Source organism: Actinokineospora globicatena (assembly GCF_024171945.1).
GTDB lineage: Bacteria > Actinomycetota > Actinomycetes > Mycobacteriales > Pseudonocardiaceae > Actinokineospora > Actinokineospora globicatena.
The window spans coordinates 924,186-942,647 of the sequence record NZ_JAMTCR010000003.1; the positions used below are offsets into that span (position 1 = coordinate 924,186).

Annotated in this window: 10 protein-coding genes; 7 read left to right on the forward strand and 3 right to left on the reverse strand. The window is 72.3% G+C overall.

Translation table 11 applies throughout. The features are described from left to right. The first annotated feature begins 84 nt into the window (after positions 1 to 84). On the forward strand, positions 85 to 1,191 hold the full coding sequence (locus LV79_RS17540) for a YihY/virulence factor BrkB family protein (protein ID WP_253838041.1): 1,107 nt from the start codon (positions 85 to 87) through the stop codon (positions 1,189 to 1,191). A 281-nt stretch (positions 1,192 to 1,472) separates the two neighbouring features. Here LV79_RS17540 and LV79_RS17545 read toward each other — a convergent pair whose 3' ends face one another. Further along, a complete protein-coding gene (locus tag LV79_RS17545) occupies positions 1,473 to 2,228 on the reverse strand; it encodes a class I SAM-dependent methyltransferase (protein WP_253838042.1) in 756 nt (251 codons plus the stop codon). A 415-nt stretch (positions 2,229 to 2,643) separates the two neighbouring features. Further along, positions 2,644 to 3,366 carry an alpha/beta fold hydrolase gene (locus tag LV79_RS17550; protein ID WP_308208942.1) on the reverse strand — a complete coding sequence of 241 codons (723 nt, stop codon included), beginning with the start codon at positions 3,364 to 3,366 and terminating at the stop codon, positions 2,644 to 2,646. Between the two features lie 331 nt (positions 3,367 to 3,697). Here LV79_RS17550 and LV79_RS17555 point away from each other — a divergent pair, with 331 nt between their 5' ends. Continuing rightward, positions 3,698 to 4,048: an STAS domain-containing protein gene (locus tag LV79_RS17555; protein WP_253838043.1), complete on the forward strand. Its 351-nt coding sequence runs from the start codon at positions 3,698 to 3,700 to the stop codon at positions 4,046 to 4,048. Between the two features lie 65 nt (positions 4,049 to 4,113). Here LV79_RS17555 and LV79_RS17560 read toward each other — a convergent pair whose 3' ends face one another. Further along, on the reverse strand, positions 4,114 to 5,439 hold the full coding sequence (locus LV79_RS17560; RefSeq protein ID WP_253838044.1) for a cytochrome P450: 1,326 nt from the start codon (positions 5,437 to 5,439) through the stop codon (positions 4,114 to 4,116). A 290-nt stretch (positions 5,440 to 5,729) separates the two neighbouring features. On the opposite strand from LV79_RS17560, the gene LV79_RS17565 reads away from it, so the two are divergent. The 5 genes from LV79_RS17565 (at position 5,730) to LV79_RS17585 (ending at position 18,462) form a co-directional block, all read left to right on the forward strand. Continuing rightward, complete coding sequence (locus LV79_RS17565; RefSeq protein WP_253838046.1) at positions 5,730 to 6,437, forward strand: alpha/beta hydrolase; 708 nt, start codon at positions 5,730 to 5,732, stop codon at positions 6,435 to 6,437. A gap of 247 nt (positions 6,438 to 6,684) precedes the next feature. Further along, complete coding sequence (locus LV79_RS17570; protein ID WP_253838051.1) at positions 6,685 to 14,790, forward strand: non-ribosomal peptide synthetase; 8,106 nt, start codon at positions 6,685 to 6,687, stop codon at positions 14,788 to 14,790. Continuing rightward, positions 14,787 to 16,529: a thioester reductase domain-containing protein gene (locus LV79_RS17575; protein WP_253838053.1), complete on the forward strand. Its 1,743-nt coding sequence runs from the start codon at positions 14,787 to 14,789 to the stop codon at positions 16,527 to 16,529. The genes LV79_RS17570 and LV79_RS17575 overlap by 4 nt, the downstream gene beginning before the upstream one ends. After that, entirely contained in the window at positions 16,526 to 17,713 is a 1,188-nt protein-coding gene (locus LV79_RS17580; RefSeq protein WP_253838055.1) for a cytochrome P450, read from the forward strand. The genes LV79_RS17575 and LV79_RS17580 overlap by 4 nt, the downstream gene beginning before the upstream one ends. Next, positions 17,710 to 18,462: a thioesterase II family protein gene (locus LV79_RS17585; protein ID WP_253838057.1), complete on the forward strand. Its 753-nt coding sequence runs from the start codon at positions 17,710 to 17,712 to the stop codon at positions 18,460 to 18,462. Before LV79_RS17580 ends, LV79_RS17585 begins: the two co-directional genes overlap by 4 nt.

Consider the following 18,462-nt stretch of genomic DNA (forward strand, 5'->3'; position numbering starts at 1 on the left):
GCGGGAGACCCAGCTTGACGTGCGGGATCGGGTTTCGCGGGGTTGGGGCGGGGAAGACCTCGCGGGACTACGCGGAGGGGTGCGATGCCAGTTCCCGAGGGGCCGACGGATCTGCCGAAGAGGTCGTGGCGGGCTGTTCTGGGCAACACGGTCAAGGAGTTCCAGCGGGACAACCTGCTGGACTGGGCCGCTGCCCTGACCTACTACGCGGTGCTGTCGCTGTTCCCGGCGATCATCGTGCTGACCTCGCTGCTGGCGCTGCTCGGCCCGTCCGCGACGAGCACGTTGATCGACAACGTCCGGCTGCTGGCGCCCGGTGAGGCCTCGGACATCATCGTGGACGCGATCACCGGGCTGCAGAAGAGCAACAGCGCAGCCGGGGTGTTGGCCGTGGTCGGCATCGCGGGGGCGTTGTGGACGGCCAGCGGCTACATCGGGGCGTTCATGCGGGCGTCGAACTCGATCTACGAGATGCCCGAGGGCAGGCCGGTGTGGAAGACCATCCCGCTGCGGGTGGGGTTGACCGCGGCCATGGTCGTGCTGCTGGCGGTGTGCGCGTTCGGGATCGTCGCAACCGGTGCCATCGCCGACCGGGCAGGGGCGCTGCTGGGCATCGGGGACACCGGGGTGCGGATCTGGGAGATCGCGAAGTGGCCGGTGATCGCCCTGCTGATCGGCCTGGCGTTCGCGATCCTGTACTGGGCCGCGCCCAACGTCCACCAACCCCGGTTCCGCTGGCTGAGCCCCGGCGGTCTGCTCGCTGTCCTGTTGTGGGTGGTGGCGTCGGCCGCGTTCGGGCTCTATGTGGCCAACTTCAGCTCCTACAACAAGACGTACGGGTCTCTTGGCGGCGTCATCGGCTTCCTGGTCTGGCTGTGGATCTCCAACATCGCGGTCCTGCTCGGCGCCGAACTCGACGCGGAACTCGCCCGCGCGAAGCAGGTCAGGCAGGGGATGCCCGCGGAGCAAGAGCCGTTCCTCCCGCCCCGCGACACCCGCGCACTCGACGACGACCAACGCGCCGAAGCCGAGTCGGCAGTCGAACCCGACCGAGCTCTCGCGGCCGATGCCGAACGGTCGCCTCAGGCTCCGGCCACCGACAAGAAGACGCTGCCACGACCGTTCGTGGGTCTCACCGCGCTGGCCACCCTCACCGCCGTGGTTCTCCTGGTACGCCGCCATCGACCTTGATGGCGTAACCATTCTGGCTGACTGCGCCGAAGCCGGGTGGCAATCGCCCGCCGATCCATGCGCGACACCCGTGCCGGACAACCGGGTGGACACAGTGGACCACCCCATCGACGAACCCGGTTGCGGCCGATGGTCCGGCCGAAGTGGCTGCCGTGAACGCGACCGGGCGTGAGCAGGTCGCCCGGTGAGTGCGTGGTCGAGCCGCCTTGGTGCCGCGGTTCACAGGCGGAGCACCAAGAAGGGCGGCAGAACGGTTCCTCGCGAGCTTGGCGATACCCCTATCAGCGAGGGAGGTGCGCGTCGATGAGGAAGCGGTGCGCGAGGGTGCTGAACGAGCCCTCGGCGCGGATGTGCTTGTCCAGCAAGGCCAAGCGTTCGCGGTAGGGGTCGACGGCGAAGTCGGGGACGAACCAGACGATCTTGCGCAGCAGGTAGACCACCGCGCCGATGTCGCCGAACTCCGCCCGCAGGCCTGCTTTCCGCAGGTCTCGCACCCGCAGCCCCGCTGCTCGCGCCGCGTCGGCCTCCCGCTCGGCCAGGCCGTCCTCGACTTCTTGGGCGCCGAGCATGGCCTCGACCAACTCCCGACCTGAGCCGGACCCGACGTGCTGCCCCAGGTACGCGCCACCCGGTGCCAGCACCCGAGCGACCTCCGACCAGTTCGTGGATCCGATCCGGGGATGCCTGCTCACCACCAAGTCGAACGCCCCGTCTCGGAACGGCAGCACCCCGTCTTCCGCCGCGACGACCGCAGCCCTCCACGGTGCCAGCGCACGGCGGGCGGAGTCGAGCAGGTCCGGCCGGTTGTCGGTCGCCGCCACCACCTCGGGTCGGATCCTTAAGGCCTCGGCCAGGATCTGCCCGTCACCGGTCTGGGCGTCCAACACGCGACGGACTCGCGATGCCCGCTCCCCCACCATGCGGGCGTATCCCCACGGTGGGCGCTCCTCGCAGGCTCGTCCCTCCAGCCAGGAGTAGTCCGATCCGGACACCGGCACCGCCGCGGCTTCTTGGACCATTTCGTCGAACGAGCGCACCAGTGCAGTATTCCAGGACGGCGTACGGAACGCTGGTCAGGGCGGGAACCGGAGTTCACTCCGTGCGCACGTCCACCAGGTGGTCCCCGGCCGATCGGCAACAAAGGCGTTCACGAACTCGCGGTAAGCGCTTTCTCCCGCCTGGGCATCGGCGAAGGCTCGTAGCCGCGAGTTGGAGCCGCAGGCGAGGTCTACCCATGGCTTCGCGGGCGGGGTATGTCCTCGGTGCGGGCGAAGAAGGCGTCCCTGGGCAGCATCACGGTGTCCGGTTCTAGCTCGCCCAGTGACGGCAGGTCGACCTGGGGTGGTCGTGGCAGCGACCTGGCGGCCTCGGTGAGCGCCGCCCGCACCCGAGGATCAGCGCCGCGCCCGTCCTTGTGCCCGGGTCGGGTGAACGGCGTGTTGAACCTGGTGGTCAGGCGCGGAAGAACGCGGTCAGGGCGGTGGCGAGTTCGGTGGGGGCTTCCTCGGCCATGCGGTGGCCGGAGTCGACGCCGTGCCCGTGCACGTCGTCCGCCCAGTCACGCCAGATGGCTCGGGGGTCGCCGTAGAGGTCCTCGAGGTCGTCGCGAGTGGACCACAGGACCAGCACCGGGCACCGCAGGCGCCGTCCCGCTTCGCGGTCGGCCTCCTCGTGGGCACGGTCGATGGTCAGGCCCGCTCGGTAGTCCTCCAGCATGGCCCGGACCACGGCGGGGTCGCGGGTGGCGGCTCGCCACTCGGCGTGGTTCTCGACGCCCATCGACTCGGGGTCGCCGTGGTACCAGCGGTCCGGGTCGGCGGTGATGACCCGTTCCGGGATCTCAGGCTGGGCGAAGAAGAACCAGTGCCACCACTGGGTCGCGAACCGCGCCGTGATCCGGGACAGGTGCTCGCTGATCGGTAGACCGTCGAGGAACGCGACCCGGGTGACGGTGTCGGGGTGGTCAAGGGCCAGACGCAGCGCGACAGCACTCCCCCGGTCATGCCCCGCGACGGCGAACCGGTCATGGCCGAGAGCACGCATCACCGACACCATGTCGTCCGCCACCGCGCGCTTGGCGTGCGCCGAGTGATCCGCGGTCGGCGCGGGTCCCCGCGACCTGCCATAGCCGCGCAGGTCAGGACACACCACCGTGTGTCCCTTCTCGACCAGCACCGGCGCCACGTCGCGGACGTCCGGGGATGGCCGTGCAACGACAGCACCGGTGGCCCGCTCCCACCGTGACGCAGGAACACGCGCGCCGCACCCACGTCGACCGTCGACTCGGAGAACCCTTCGAACATCGCTGCCACACCCCTGGACACCCGTTCGACGGGGCGTGCCAACCTCGCCCGGCTGCGGCACGGCCCGGCTCGACGTGAGATGGCTCGCGTGCGGAGGTGGCCGGTCAATCATGCGTCATGAAACATGAATGGATAGGCTCGGGTCACCTATCCGGGCGGTTGGGGAGCCAACTGCCCCCACTGCGCGGACTGGAGGCACCGGCATGTCCACCCTGTTCACGGTGTCCATCGAGCGGACCCACGACCACACCGTCCTGCACGCGCGGGGTGAGATCGACATGGGCACCGCACCGACCCTGACCGACGCCCTCCGGACCGCCCAGGAACCCGCTCCCCCGGTGGTGGTCGTCGACCTCACCGACGTGACCTTCCTGGCCTCGGCAGGGCTCGCCGTCCTGGTCAAGGCCACCCAACGGGCGCAGGCCACCGGCAGCCGCTTACTCGTGATCACCCCGCAGGGCAGCGTGGTGCGGCGCGCCATCGCCGTCAGCAGCCTGGAGCACGTGCTCACCCTGGCCGAGGACCGTGACGCGACGGGATCCGTCCAAGGCTGACCGCGTACCCAGGACTCCGATGACCGCCAGTCACGGCAGGGCCGGATCACGGTGGCAACAACGGGTTACCGCGGGGTCAGGGTCATGACAAGGCCCTTGGGGTGGACCACGCCGGTGGCGACTGGGCGGACCGGGACGCCTGGTACTGGGCGTAGGCGCCAGCGTTGGCAGGTCATGGTGGCGAGCATGGTGGTTTCCAGGAAGGCGAAGCTCTCGCCGATGCACTTGTGGATGCCCGCGCTGAAGGCCAGGTAGGCGCCGTTGGGGATGACGCTCGCGCGGTCGGGGTTCCAGCGGTCGGGGTCGAAGGCCTCGGGGTTGGGGAACCAGCGCGGGTCGTGGTGCAGCAGGTAGGGGCTGTAGATGACCTCGGTGCCCGCGGGGAGTTCGACGCCGTCGAGCACCACGGGGCGGATGGCGCGGCGCATCTGGATCCAGGACGCGTAGAGGCGGGTGCTCTCCAGCAGGGCGTGGGTGGTCTCGGTGAGGGCGGGCAGGTCGTCCAAGGTCGGTTCGCGGGTGCCGAGGACGGTGTCGATCTCGGCGAGGACGCGGCGTTCGATGTCGGGGTGGTGGGCGAGTTCGTGGAAGAACCAGGCCAGGGCGGCGCTGGTGGTCTCGACCCCGGCCAGGGTGAAGGTGATCATCTGGTCCCGGATCTGGGTGTCGCCGAGACCGCTCCCGTCCTCGTCGCGGGCGGCGATGAGCAGGGAGAGCAGATCGCCCTCGTCCCGGTCGGCGGCCCGGTAGGCGGTGATCGCGGCGTATGCGGCGGCGTCGACCCGGGCCAGGGCCTGCGCGGCCCGGCGGTTGCCGGGCGTCGGCAAACCCGCCCACCACTCGGGCAGGATCGTGCGGTTGACCATGTCCCGCAACAAACCGGGCAGGGACTGGCGGAACTCGGCCGCCGCCGGGGCAGCGACATCGGAGCCGAACAGGCTGCGCGCCACCACATCCGAGGAGTAGGCGTCCATGGCCTGGTTGACGTCGATGACCTGCCCGGCGGTCCAGCCCGACAGCACCGACTCGGCCGCCGCGCGCATCGGCTCCGCACAAGCGGCCACAGCGGTCCGGCTGAACGCCGGTTGCAGCATCCGGCGCTGGGTGCGGTGTTCCTGGCCGGTGGAGGTCGCCAGCCCGGACCCCAGCGTCCTGGTCAGCTTGCGGGAGAACCGCCCCCGCTCGAAGTCCTGCGACCCGGTCACCAGCACCTGCCTGGCCAACTCCGGCGTGGTCACGACGTAGGCGGGCAACGGCCCCAACCGGACCTCCACCAACGGCCCCCGGTCAGGCAGCGACGACAGGAACGCCAACGGCCGCCGCATCAACGCCGGGGCGTGCCCCAGAACCGGCCAGGCCCCCGGCGCCCGAACCGCTGCCCGCTCGCCCATAACCGTTCCCCTCTCGGCCGGATGCGCTCCCCCACCCTCTATCCGGAGCACCGCGCAAGCCAAGATCCACAGACCCTGGTTCACCCGAACGAAACCACCCTCGACCCTGATGGACGCCGATACCCGAGGCGCGGCGGAATCCCGCGGGCACCGCGGCGCCCACCTTCGCCGCGAGGCGGCTTTCGCTTCCCGCGTTCGCCGGTGAAATGTCCGCTCTGAGATTTCCGCTCTGGCGCTCGCGAGCGGTCGGGCCGTTGACACCGACACCGATCGCCGGAAAGTGTCACACCATGAGACCCATTGTCCTGGTGCACGGCGGTTGGGGTGGCGCGTGGTGTTGGCAGGCTGTGATCCCGCTCCTGGGCACGGCGCGGGTCTTCGCCCCCACCCTGGCGGGCCTGGGTGAGCGCGCCCACGAGCCGCCCGCCGGTATCACCATGCGGACCCACGTCGAGGACGTGGTCCACGTCCTCGACCACCACGACCTCCACGACGTGGTGCTGGTGGGCCACTCCTACGGCGGCATCCCCATCACCGGCGCCGCCCACCACCGCCCCGGCCGGGTCAGCGACCTCGTCTACCTGGACGCCCTGGTCCCCCATGACGGTCAGAGCTGCGCGGACGTGCTGGGGCAGGGATTCGTGCAGGCGGCGGAGGCGGCCATGGCGGAGGCGGGCACGCCGGACCGGATCCCCTGGCTGTTCGCCCCGGAGGACCTCTTGGGCCCGGACAGCCCGCACGCCGACGAGGTGGCCGCCCGCATGACACCGCACCCGACGGGCACGCTCTTCGACCCGGTGGCCACGGCCGGGGTCACGGCCCGCAGGCACTACGTCTTCTGCACCGGCAGCACCGGTCTCGGCCTGACCGAGGGGTTCGCCGCGAATGCCCGGAAACGCGCAGAATGGCGGTATTCGGAAATCGACGGTCCGCACGACGCGCCGCACGCGTGCCCGGGAGCGGTCGCGGCGGCCCTGGTGGCGATTTCGTCGCTCTAGGTGACCGGAATCCCGACCAGACCGGCAGGTTGGGACACGAACAGACGCGACAAATCACCCAAACAGTTGCCCGAGGGGTCGGAAAATACCCAAACGGCGGACGCGGAACGACCCGGACCGAGTATCGTTCGAAGGGCCGAGGGGGCTCGGGAAAAACCACGGAACCACTTTCTGGTTCGTCAACCATCGATTTTGCACGGGTTCGCCACGGCCATTTTTCCGGTGTGATCGAGGGGGACTCCAGCGGATGACGTTGACCGATGAACCGCGCCTGCTGACCGCTCAGACGGAGGTCTGGACCGCGCACGAGGTCGACCCGGGGAACCCGCAGTTCACCTGCGCGGGCTACCTGGACCTGGCCGGACCGCTGCACCGCGACCTCTTCGAGCGGGCGGTGCGGCAGGTCGGCGCCGAGTGCCAGGCGTTGATGCTGCGGCCGGATCCGGTGCCGGACAGCGGTTCCGGCGTCCTCCGTGCCACGGTGGACCCGGCGCGGGCCGCCGCGTTGGAGGTCGTCGACTTCAGCGGACCGGCGGCGGTGGCGGACGGACCCGCCCTCGCTCGGGCGTGGATGGCCCAGGACCTGGCGCGCCCGCTGCGGCTCGGTGTGGACCGCTTGGTGCGGGTCGCCCTGATCCGGCTGGAGGACGAGCGGCACCTGTTCTACCTGCGCTACCACCACTTCCTGCTCGACGGGTACGGGCAGGTCCTGTACTGGCGCAGGTTGTCGCGGGTGTACTCGGCGTTGGCCGCGGGCACCGAGCCACCCCCGAGTCCGTTCGGCGCGTTGGCAGAGTTGGCCGAAGAGGAACGCGAGTACACCGCCTCCGCTGACCACGACACCGACCGGTCGTACTGGCTGGACCGGATGGCGGCCGCCCCGGATCAGCCGGACTTGTCCGGTGGGGCCGAGCCGGCCTCGGAGATCCTGCGCACGCTGGCCGACGCGCCGACCGCGATGCGGGAGGTGCACCTGGCGGCGGCCGCGCACGCGACGCACTGGTCGGCCCTGGTGGTCGCCGCGCTCGCCGCGTACCTGCGCGGGGTGACAGACCGCGGCGATGTGGTGATCGGTTTCCCGGTGCGGGCCCGCACGACCCGGCTCGCGCTGACCACGCCCGCGATGTTGTCCAACGAGGTGCCGCTGCGGCTGTCGGTGTCACCGACCGGGTCGGTGGCCGAGTTGGTCGCGCAGGTGGCCGACACGATCGCCGACGCGTTGCGGCACCAGCGCTTCCGGGGTGAGGAGCTGCACCGGTTGACGCGTGCGGGCGGTGGTCCCGCCCGGTTGCCCGCGGTGGTGGCCAACGTGATCGCGTTCGACGGGCAGCTGCGGTTCGGCGACTGCGCCGCGCACGTGCGCCAGCTGTCGTCCGGCCCGGTGCGCGAGCTGTCGGTGGACTTCTACGGTGGCGCCTCGGACGGTCCGCTCGGGTTGGGGATGGGCACCGCGGCGGGGGCGCTCGGCGCGGGTGAGGTCGAGGCACACCGCGTGCGCTTCGGCGAGTTCCTCGCCAGGTTCGTCGCCGCCACCCCGGACACACCGCTGGGATCGCTGTCGTTGCTCGGCGCGGCGGAGCGGGTCGCGATCGAGACCAGCTTCAACGACACCGCCCGCGACCTCGACCTGTCCGGCACGTTGCCCGATCTGATCACGGCGCAGGTGGCGAGGACTCCGGACGCCGTCGCGGTGGTGGCGGGGACCCGGGAGCTGACCTACGCCGAACTGCTCGACCAGGCCGGTCGCCTCGCGGCGCACCTGGTCGAGCGGGGTGTACGACCAGGTGACGTGGTCGGTGTGCACGCGCGGCGGTCCACGGACCTGGTGGTGTCACTGGTGGGCGTCATGCTCGCGGGCGCGGCGTACCTGCCGCTGGACCCGGAGTCGCCGCCCGCGCGGTTGGCGTTCCAGATCTCCGACGCCCAAGTCGCTTTGGTGCTGACGCAGTCGGGGCTGCCCGCGCTGGAGGCAGCGGAGACCATCGCCGTCGACGAGGTGCTGCCGACCCTGCCCGACACCGGCACACCCGAGGTCGCGATCGGCCCGGAAGACACCGCGTACGTCATCCACACCTCCGGGTCGACCGGCAGGCCCAAGGCTGTCGTGGTGCCGCACCGCGGGATCGTGAACCGGCTCGCCTGGATGCGCGACGACTACGGTGTCGACGCCGCGGACCGGGTGCTGCAGAAGACCAGCGTCGGGTTCGACGTGTCGGTGTGGGAGTTCTTCCTGCCGTTGGTCACCGGTGCCCGGCTGGTGCTGCTGGAGCCCGGCGCGCAGCGCGATCCGCGGTTGGTGGCCGCCGCCGTGGCGCGGCACGGGGTCACGCTGCTGCACTTCGTCCCGTCCATGCTCGACCTGTTCCTGGTCGACAGCGGCGACGCGGACCTCAGCGGCCTGCGGCACGTGTTCTGCAGCGGCGAGGCTTTACGCCCCGCCACCGTGGCGGCGTTCTTCGAGCGGTTACCCGGCGGGGTCCGGCTGCACAACCTCTACGGGCCAACGGAAGCAGCGATCGACGTCACCGCGTGGGAGTGCCTGCCCGGCCGTGACACCAAGTCGGTGCCGATCGGCAGGCCGGTGGCCAACACGACCGTCCACATCCTCGACGGCGACGGCGCCCAGGTACCCATCGGTGTCGTGGGTGAGCTCTACCTCGGCGGTGTCCAAGTGGCCGCCGGGTACCTGAACCGACCGGAGTTGACCGCGCAGCGGTTCGTCCCGGATCCGACCCGCGGAACGCTGTACCGCACCGGTGACCTCGCCCGGTGGCGCGCCGATGGTGTCGTGGAGTTCCTGGGCCGCAACGACCACCAGGTCAAGGTGCGCGGCCACCGGATCGAACCGGGCGAGGTGGAGGCCGCGCTGCTCGAGCACCCTTCGGTGCGCCAAGCCGTCGTCGTGGCCGCGGGCGCGGAGGGGGCGCACAGGCTCGTCGGGTACGTGGTTGTCGACGGCATCCTCGACCACGACGTCCTGCGCGGGCACCTGGGCGAGCGCTTGCCCGTATACATGGTGCCCGCCGCCTTGGTCCCGCTCGACGCGCTCCCGTTGCTGTCCAACGGGAAACTCGACCGTGCTGCCCTGCCCGAAGTGGACGCACCCGCGTCGACCTCGGCCGTTGAACCGTCTACTTCAGACGAGAGTCTGCTGCTCGAGGTGTGGGCGGGAGTGCTGGGCTCCGACGGTTTCGGCGTCACGGACTCGTTCTTCGGCCTCGGCGGCGACTCGATGCTGGCCATCCGGGTCCGCGTGGCCCTCGAACGCGACCACGGCCGCACCTTCACCGTGGCGCAGTTGTTCGCCTCCCCGACGATCCGCGAGCTGGCGCCGCTGTTGCGGACGGTCGCCCACGAGAGCACCGCCAGCGAGCCGTTCAGCCTGCTCGACCCCGCGGATCTCGATCTCCTGCCCGATGGGCTCGACGACGCCTACCCGTTGACGTCGATGCAGGCAGCCATGCTCTACCACACCTCCTACCAGGAGAACTCCTCAGTCTACCGGGTGGTCACCAGCCTGGCCGTGTCCGCCGCGCTCGACATGGACGCGTTGCGCGCCGCGTGCGAGCAGACCGTGGCACGGCACCCGCAACTGCGGATCTCCGTCGACCTGGCGCGGTTCTCCGAACCGCTGCAACTGGTGCACTCCGAGGTCGCGGTCCCGGTCGAGCTCGGCGCGGACCTCGGGGACCTCGACGACGAGGCCCGGGCCCGGGCGGTCGACGAGTTCGTGGATCTGGCCAAGCACACCGTGTTCGACCTGGCCGCGGCGCCGCTGCTGAGGTTCGTGGCGCACCCGTGCGGCGCGGCGGGGTTCCAACTGACCGTGGTCGAGCACCACGTGGTGCTCGACGGCTGGTCGGACGTGGTGATGCTCGAAGAGGTCCTCGACCGCTACCACGGCGTCCGGCCCGCTGAGGCGCCCCGCTCGACCTACCGGGACTTCGTGGCGGCCGAGCAGGTGGCGCTCGCCGACCCGGCGGCCCGGGCGTTCTGGTCGGCGGCGCTGCGCGAGGCGACCCCGACGGTGCTGTTCGGTGTGGACACCGACCGCGGGTTCACCGCGTCGCGGATCCGCCGGTTCGACATGGACCTGCCCGCCGAGCTGGTGCGGCGGGTGCGCGCGGTGGCCCAGGCGCGCGGACTGCCGCTGAAGTCGGTGCTGGTCGCCGCGCACGCGATGGCACTGGCCACCGCGTCCGGGCAGGACGAGGTGCTGACCGGGTTGGTCGGCAACTCCCGGCTGGAGGAAGCGGGCGGCGACGGGGTGATCGGTGTCTTCCTCAACACCCTGCCGCTGCCGTTGGACCTCGCCGGGGCGAGCCCGGTCGACCTGGCCCGCCGGGTGTTGTCGTGGGAGAGCGCGTGCGCGCCGCACCGCCGGTACCCGTTCGGGCAGATCCAACGCGACCTCGGCGACGCCGCACCGCTGGCGGGCCTGGCCAGCTACGTGAACTTCATGGACTTCCACCGCGGCCGCTACCGCGACGGGAGCTCGGCCATCGGCATGAGCACCGGTGTCGCGGACACGAACTACCCGGTGGCGGTCGACTTCCTCATCGAGCCGGGTGGGGGCGCCCTGCGGGGTTGGCTCGACTGCGACGTCAACGCCCTGCCGGAGCAGCTGTGCGAGCGGCTGGCGGGCTACCACCGGCGGGCGCTGGAAGCCATCGCCGCCGACCCCGACGCGCCGGTGTCGGCGACCGACCTGCTCGACACCGACGAGCACCGGCTGCTGGCGAGCTGGGACGGCCCGGTGACCGCCTACGACGCGAACACCACGCTGCACGCCCTGTTCGAGGCCCAGGTGGCGCGCACACCGCACGCCCGCGCGGCGACGCACCGCTGGGACGGGGTGACCTACGCCGAACTCGACGCCGACGCCAACCGGGTCGCGCACCGGCTGCTGGGCGCCGGGGTGCGGCCGGGCGACTTGGTCGGGGTCAGCGTGCACCGCGGTACCCGGCTGCTCGCCGCGCTGCTGGGCGTGCTCAAAGCGGGCGCGGCGTACGTGCCGCTGGACCCGACCTTCCCGCTGCCCCGGCTGCGGGGGATCGCCGCGGACGCGGGCATCACCTGCCTGCTCACCGCGGCGGGCACCCCGGCGGAGCTGGCCGAGCCGCTGAGCTGCCCGGTCGTCGACCTCGACGCCGAGGCGGCCGCGGTCGCCGGACTGCCCGGCACCGCGCCCGGGGTGCCCACGGGTGGCGACGACCTGGTGTACGTCATGTACACCTCTGGCTCGACCGGCGCGCCCAAGGGCGCCAGGGTGGCCCACCGCAACGTGGTCAACTTCTTCGCCGGGATGGACGAGCGGGTCGGGTGCAGCACCGAGGACGTGGTGCTGGCGGTCACCAGCGCCTCGTTCGACATCTCGGTGCTGGAACTGCTGTGGCCCTTGACCACGGGCGCGCACGTCGTCGTCGCCGATGACGGCGCCGCGCACAACCTCGTGCGGGCCGACCGGGTCGGCGGGTCCGAGCGGGCGCTGGGGTTCAGCCTGTTCTTCTTCGCCGCCGCGGCGGGGGCCGACGGTGCCCGCGAGGGCTACCGGCTGGTGCTGGACGCGGCGCGGTTCGCCGACGCGCACGGGTTCCGGGCGATCTGGACCCCGGAGCGGCACGGGCACGAGTTCGGCGGGCTGTACCCGAACCCCTCGGTGATGGCCGCCGCGCTGGCCGCGGTGACCGAGCGGATCGGGTTGCGCAGCGGCAGCGCCGTGGCGCCGCTGCACGACCCGGTGCGGCTGGCCGAGGAGTGGTCGCTGGTGGACAACCTGTCCGGCGGCCGGGTGGGGCTGGCATTCGCGTCCGGCTGGAACTCCAACGACTTCGTGCTCGCCCCCGACAACTTCGCCGACCGCAAGCGGGTGATGACCGAGCACATCGAGCAGTTCCGCGCGCTGTGGCGCGGTGACCCGGTGACCCGCACGGGCGGCAGCGGCGAACAGGTGCCGGTGCGGGTGTTCCCGCGCCCGGTACAGGCGGAACCGCCGATCTGGCTGACCTCGGTCGGCACGGTGAGCACCTTCGAGAAAGCCGGTGCCAGCGGCGCGAACCTGTTGACGCACCTGCTCGGGCAACGGCCGGAGGCGCTGGCGGACAAGATCGCCGCGTACCGGGCCGCGCGCGCCGAGGCCGGGCACGATGGCCCCGGCGAGGTGACGCTGATGGTGCACACCTTCATGTCCGACGACCCGGCGCGGGCCCGCGCCCTGGCCCGTGAGCCGTTCCGCGCGTACCTGCGCAGCTCCACCGAGCTGTGGCGCACCATGTTCGCCAGCACCGGACAGGACTTCCCCGACCAGGACGCCGAGTCCTATGTGGACGCGGTGATCGAGCAGGCGATCGACCGCTACTTCGAGACCTCCGGGCTCTTCGGCTCACCGCGCACGTGCGCGCCGCTGCTGCGCGAGCTGGCCGCGGCCGGGGTCGACGAGATCGCCTGCCTGATCGACTTCGGCGTGCCGACCGACGCGGCACTGCACAGCCTCACCTGGGTTGACCACCTGCGCCGCGACCACGAGGACGAGGTGGCCCGCGCCCCGCACTCGGTGCGGGAGCTGTGCCTGCGCCACGGGGTGACCCTGCTGCAGGGGACGCCGTCGCTGCTCTCGGCGGTGGCCGCCGAGCCGTCGGCGCTGGCGGCGCTGAGATCGGCGCGGGCGCTGCTGGTCGGCGGCGAGGCGTTCCCGGCCGGGCTGGCGCGCAAGCTGCTCGACGAGCTGCCCGGGGTCCGGGTGCTCAACATGTACGGACCGACCGAGACGACGATCTGGTCCACGGTGCACGAGCTCGACCCGGCCCACGACGGCGCCGTGCCGATCGGCACGCCCATCGCCAACACCGCGGTGCGGGTGGTCGACGCGCACGACCGGGACGTGCCGGTCGGGGTCGCCGGTGAGCTGCTGATCGGCGGCGACGGGGTGGCGGCGGGGTACCTGGACCGCCCGGAGCTGACCGGGGCGCGGTTCGTGCCGCTCGCGGGCGGCCGGTTCTACCGCACCGGCGACCGGGTGCGCCGCGGCCCGACCGGGGTGCTGGAGTTCCTCGGCCGCGTCGACCGGCAGGTCAAGATCCACGGTCACCGGGTGGAGCCCGACGAGGTGGAGAGCGTGCTGTCGCGGCACCCGGACGTCGAGTCGGTCGCGGTGGTGGCGGTCGCGGGCGCGGCGGGCACGGAGCTGGTCGCCTACCTCACCCCGACCGTGGTCAGCGGCGACCCGGGTGCCGAGCAGGCCCACGTGCGCCGCTGGGCCGAGGTGTGGCAGGAGACCTACCGGCCCGACGGCGACGAGTTCGCCGGGTGGACCAGCAGCCTCACCGGCGAGCCGATCCCGGCGGCGCAGATGCGCGAGTGGCTCGGGCACACCGTCGAGCGGATCGCCGCGCACGCCCCGGCCGCGGTCGCCGACATCGGCGTCGGGGTCGGCCTGGTGCTGCGCGGTCTCGCCGAGCGCACCAGCGAGTACCACGGGGTCGACATCTCCCCCGCCGCGCTCGCCGCAGCGGCGGCCTGCCTGGGTGACCGGCCGCTGCCCGAGCACGTGCGGCTGGTGCGCGGCGGGCCCGAGTACCTCGAGGGGTTGCCCACCGACAGCCTGGACGCGGTCGTGGTCAACTCGGTGGCGCAGTACTTCCCCGGGCCCGCCTACCTGACGCGGGTCCTCACCGAGGCCGCCCGCGTGGTGCGGCCCGGCGGGGTCATCCACATCGGTGACGTGCGCAGCGTGCGGACTCTGCCGGAGTTCCACACCGCGGTGGCGCTGCACCGGGCACCGGTGCTGCAACCGGTGCGGGAGGTGCGGGCGGCCACGGCGCGGCAAGTGCGCGACGAACCAGAGCTGTGCCTCTCACCCGGGTTCTTCCACCGGTTCGCCGAGGGCAGCGCGGAGGTCGGCGCGGTCAGCGCGGAACTCAAGCGCGGCCGGGCGGACAACGAGCTGACCGCGTTCCGCTTCGACGCGACCCTCCACATCGGACCAGCGCGGACCGCGGCGCCCACGGGGGTGGTGGCGTGGGCCGATGTCGAGGACCTCGCCGCGACCCTGGCCGCCGATCCGGGCGCGCTGGTGGTCACCGGTGTCCCGAACCGGCGACTGGTGCGCCACGCGGCCGCGGTGCGACTGCTGGCGGAGCTACCGGACGAGGCGACGGTGTGGGACCTGGAACGGGAGCTCTGGGCGGTCGACGACTCGGCCGCCCCGCACCCGGAGGACCTGGTGGACGCCGCGGCCCTGACCGGTCGCACGGTGCGCCTGGTCGTGCCACCGGACGGGTCGCTGCACACGGTCAACGCCCACTTCACCGACGCCGAGTCCACCGCCGCTCGACACGAGGAGGCGCACGCGTGAGCGGCACCGACACCCCCCTTGACATCGAAAGAGCCGGTAGCACCGACGCGGCCCTAGGCAACGATCCACTGGCCACGTCGTGGGAGACGACGCTGCGCGGTGACCTGCGCGGGTTCGCCCGGGCCTCGCTGCCGGACGCGATGGTGCCCACCCACTTCGTGGTGCTGCCGCGGTTGCCCACACTGCCCAACGGCAAGGTCGACCGCGCGAGCCTGCCCCCGCTGCGACCGGAGGAACCAGCGGCTGACGACTACCTGGCGCCGAGGACCACCGTCGAGTCCCGGGTCGCCCGGGTCTGGGCGGACGTGCTCGGGGTGAGCCGGGTGGGGGTGCGCACCGAGTTCTTCGCCCTGGGCGGCAACTCGCTGTCGGTCATGCGCATGGCCGCGGCGGTGCGGGAGGCGTTCGACGTGCGGGTGGACCTGCGCCGCTTCCTGGAGGACCCCACGGTCGAACGGCTCGCCGGGATGGTCGGGGCCACCGGTGACCCCGCGCTGACCAGCGGCGGTCCCCGCGGCGTCCAGCCGGACGAGTTGCGCCGGGAGGCGGTGCTGCCCGAGGACGTGCGGCCCGACCCGGACGCCGTCCCCGCCACATCCGGTCCTTTTCGGACGGTCCTGGTCACCGGCGCCACCGGCTACACCGGCGCGTACCTGGTGCGGGAACTGCTCGACCGCGGCGACGCCGACCTGCTGGTGCTGGCCCGCGGCAGCGACGCCGAGGACGTCGTGGTGCGGGTGCGGGCGAACCTGGAGCACTACGGCATCTGGCACCCCGGTGACGACTCCCGGCTGCGCGGGGTGGCCGGTGACATCGGCAGGCCGTACCTGGGGCTGGACCGCGCGACCTACCACGCGGTGGCCACCGACGCGGAGCTGATCGTGCACAACGCCGCCGACTCGCGGTGGACGATCCCCTACCAGCAGGCGAAACCGGTCAACGTGCTCGGCACGGTCGAGGTGCTGCGGCTGGCGTGCCGGAGCCGGATCAAGCCGGTGCACTACGTGTGCTCGACCGGCGCGTTCCCCGGTGTCGACGGCGCGGTCACCTGGACCGAGGACCCGCTGCCCGACCCCGAGGGCGTGGTCGGCGGCTACCGCCAGACCAAGTGGGTGGCCGACACCCTCGTGCACGCCGCCCGCGACCGGGGCGTGCCCGCGTCGGTGTACCGGCCGGGCGCGTTGACCGGCGCGCAGGACACCGGGGCGTGCGCGACCGACACCTTCATCAACCACCTGATCCGCGGCTGGGTGCAGCTCGGCGCCGCGATGCGCTACGACTTCCGGCTGGAACTGGTCCCGGTCGACTACTGCGCCAAGGCGATCGCCCACATCGCGCTCTCCGGAGCGGCACCGGCGACCTACCACCTGCCGGGGGCGCGCACCGTCGACATGGACGAGATAGTCGACCACCTCATCGCGCTGGGCCACCCGCTGCGGACGCTGCCGTACCGGCGGTGGCGCGAGGAACTCGTGGCGGCGGTGGAGGGCGGCGCGGACAACGAACTCGCCCCCTACCTCCCGCTGCTCGACGCCGACCGGCCCGCCGAGGAGATCGGCCTGGCGGGCAGCCGCCCGGAGTTCGACACCACCCGGCTCACCGCCGCGCTGGCCGGGACCGGGATCGCCCCCCGCCGGGTCGACCGCGACCTGATGGACCTGTACCTGCGCTACTTCGAGGCGATCGGCTACCTGCCCGCCCCGCCGCGCCCCCTGCCCCAGAACGGGAGTGACCGATGACCGCCGTGGTGCCCGAGTTCCCGATGGCCCGCAGCCACCCGCTCGACCCGCCGCCGCAGTACCGGTCGCTGAGCCGCGACCAGCCCGTCGTCCGGGTCGCCACGCCGCGCGGGCCCGCGTGGCTGGTGACCCGGCACGAGGACTGCACCGCGGTGCTGACCGACCCCACGTTCAGCTCCGACCCGCGCACCCCCGGCTTCCCCAGCTACATGGCCGGGGACGTGCCCCCGCCGCCGGGGTTCTTCCTGCAGCTCGACCCGCCGGACCAGCCCCGGCTGCGCCGCCTGGTGACCCGGGAGTTCCTGGTGGGCCGGATGGAGGCGCTGCGGCCCAGGATGCGCGAGGTGCTCGACGAGCTCGTCGACGGGTTGCTCGCCCGCGGCACCCGCGCCGAGCTGGTCGCCGACCTGGCCTACCCGATGGCGGCCACGATGATCTGCGAGCTGCTCGACGTGCCCACCGCGGACCAGGAGATCTTCGTCGGCCTCACCGACACCATCTTGGACCGGGCCTCGACCCCTGAGCAGACCACCCGGGCGGCCGCGGAGCTGATGGCCTACTTCGACGGTCTGGTCACGGCGAAGAAGCAGGCCCCCAAGGACGACCTGTTCGGCAGGTTGATCCGCCAGGAGCGCGACGAGCAGCTGACCCACGAGGAGCTGGTGGGGCTGGCGGCGCTGCTGCTGCTCTCCGGCTACGACACCATGGCGCAGATGATCGGCCTGGGTGTGCTGACCCTGCTCGAGCACCCCGACCAGCTCGCCGAACTGCGCGCCGACCCGTCGCTGATGCCCGCCGCGGTCGAGGAGATGATGCGCTACCTGTCGATCAACCACGCCGGGCTGCCCAGGGCCGCCACCGCGGACGTGGTCGTCGGCGGACAGCTGATCAAGGCGGGCGACGGGGTGCTGGTGATGCTCAACGCCGCCAACCGCGACGCGGCGGTCTTCGCCGACCCCGACGTGTTCGACATCCACCGCGCCGCGGTGAACCGGCACATCGGCTTCGGCCACGGGTTCCACAAGTGCATCGGGCTCACCCTGGCCCGCGTCGAGCTGACCACGGTGTTCACCGGCCTGTTCGACCGGATCCCCGGCCTGCGGGTGCCCACCGCCATCGACGAGCTGCCGTTCCGCCACGACATGGTGCTCTACGGCGTGCGCGAACTGCCGGTCGAGTGGTGACCCACCCACCGGTCCGGCTCGTCCTGCTCCACCACGCGGGCGGGTCCAGGCTGGCCTACCGCGGCTGGGAACGGCACCTGCCCGTCGAGTGGGAGGTGCGCGCGCTCGACGCCCCCGGTCGCGGCCTGGCGCACGGGCTGCCCCTGGCGCCGCGCGTCGACGACATGGCGCTGTCGCTGCTCGACCGGGCGCTCGATGGGCTCGACCGGCCGCTGGCGCTGTTCGGGCACAGCATGGGCGCCGCCGTCGCGGCCAGGATGGCCGGGCTGCTGCGCGCCGGTGCCGGGCCCGCGCCGGTGTGGCTCGGCCTGTCCGGGTGGACGGCGCGCCCGGGCCGGGGTCGCGCCGTGGCCGAGGCGATGACCGACGACGAGGTCGTCGACCTGGTCGCGGGACTCGGCGGGACCCCGAGCGAGGGGCTCGGCGACCCGCTGTGGCGGCGGATGGTGCTCCCCGCCCTGCGCGCCGACCTCGCCGCCATGGCCGGGTTCGACCCGCTCGTCGACACCGACTGGTTGCACGTGCCGGTGTCGGTCTTCGGCGGCCGCGACGACCCCGCCGTCAGCCAGGCCAGGCTGGCCGCCCTCGGCGCCGCAGCGCACCGGTTGGTCGGGGTGCACGTGCACCCCGGCGGCCACTTCTACCTCACCGAGCGGGCCGGGGTGCTGGCCGGGCAGATCACCGACGACATCCGGGAAGCGCTGCGTGCGACGACCCGCGATCCGCGACTCACCACGAGGGGTACCTGA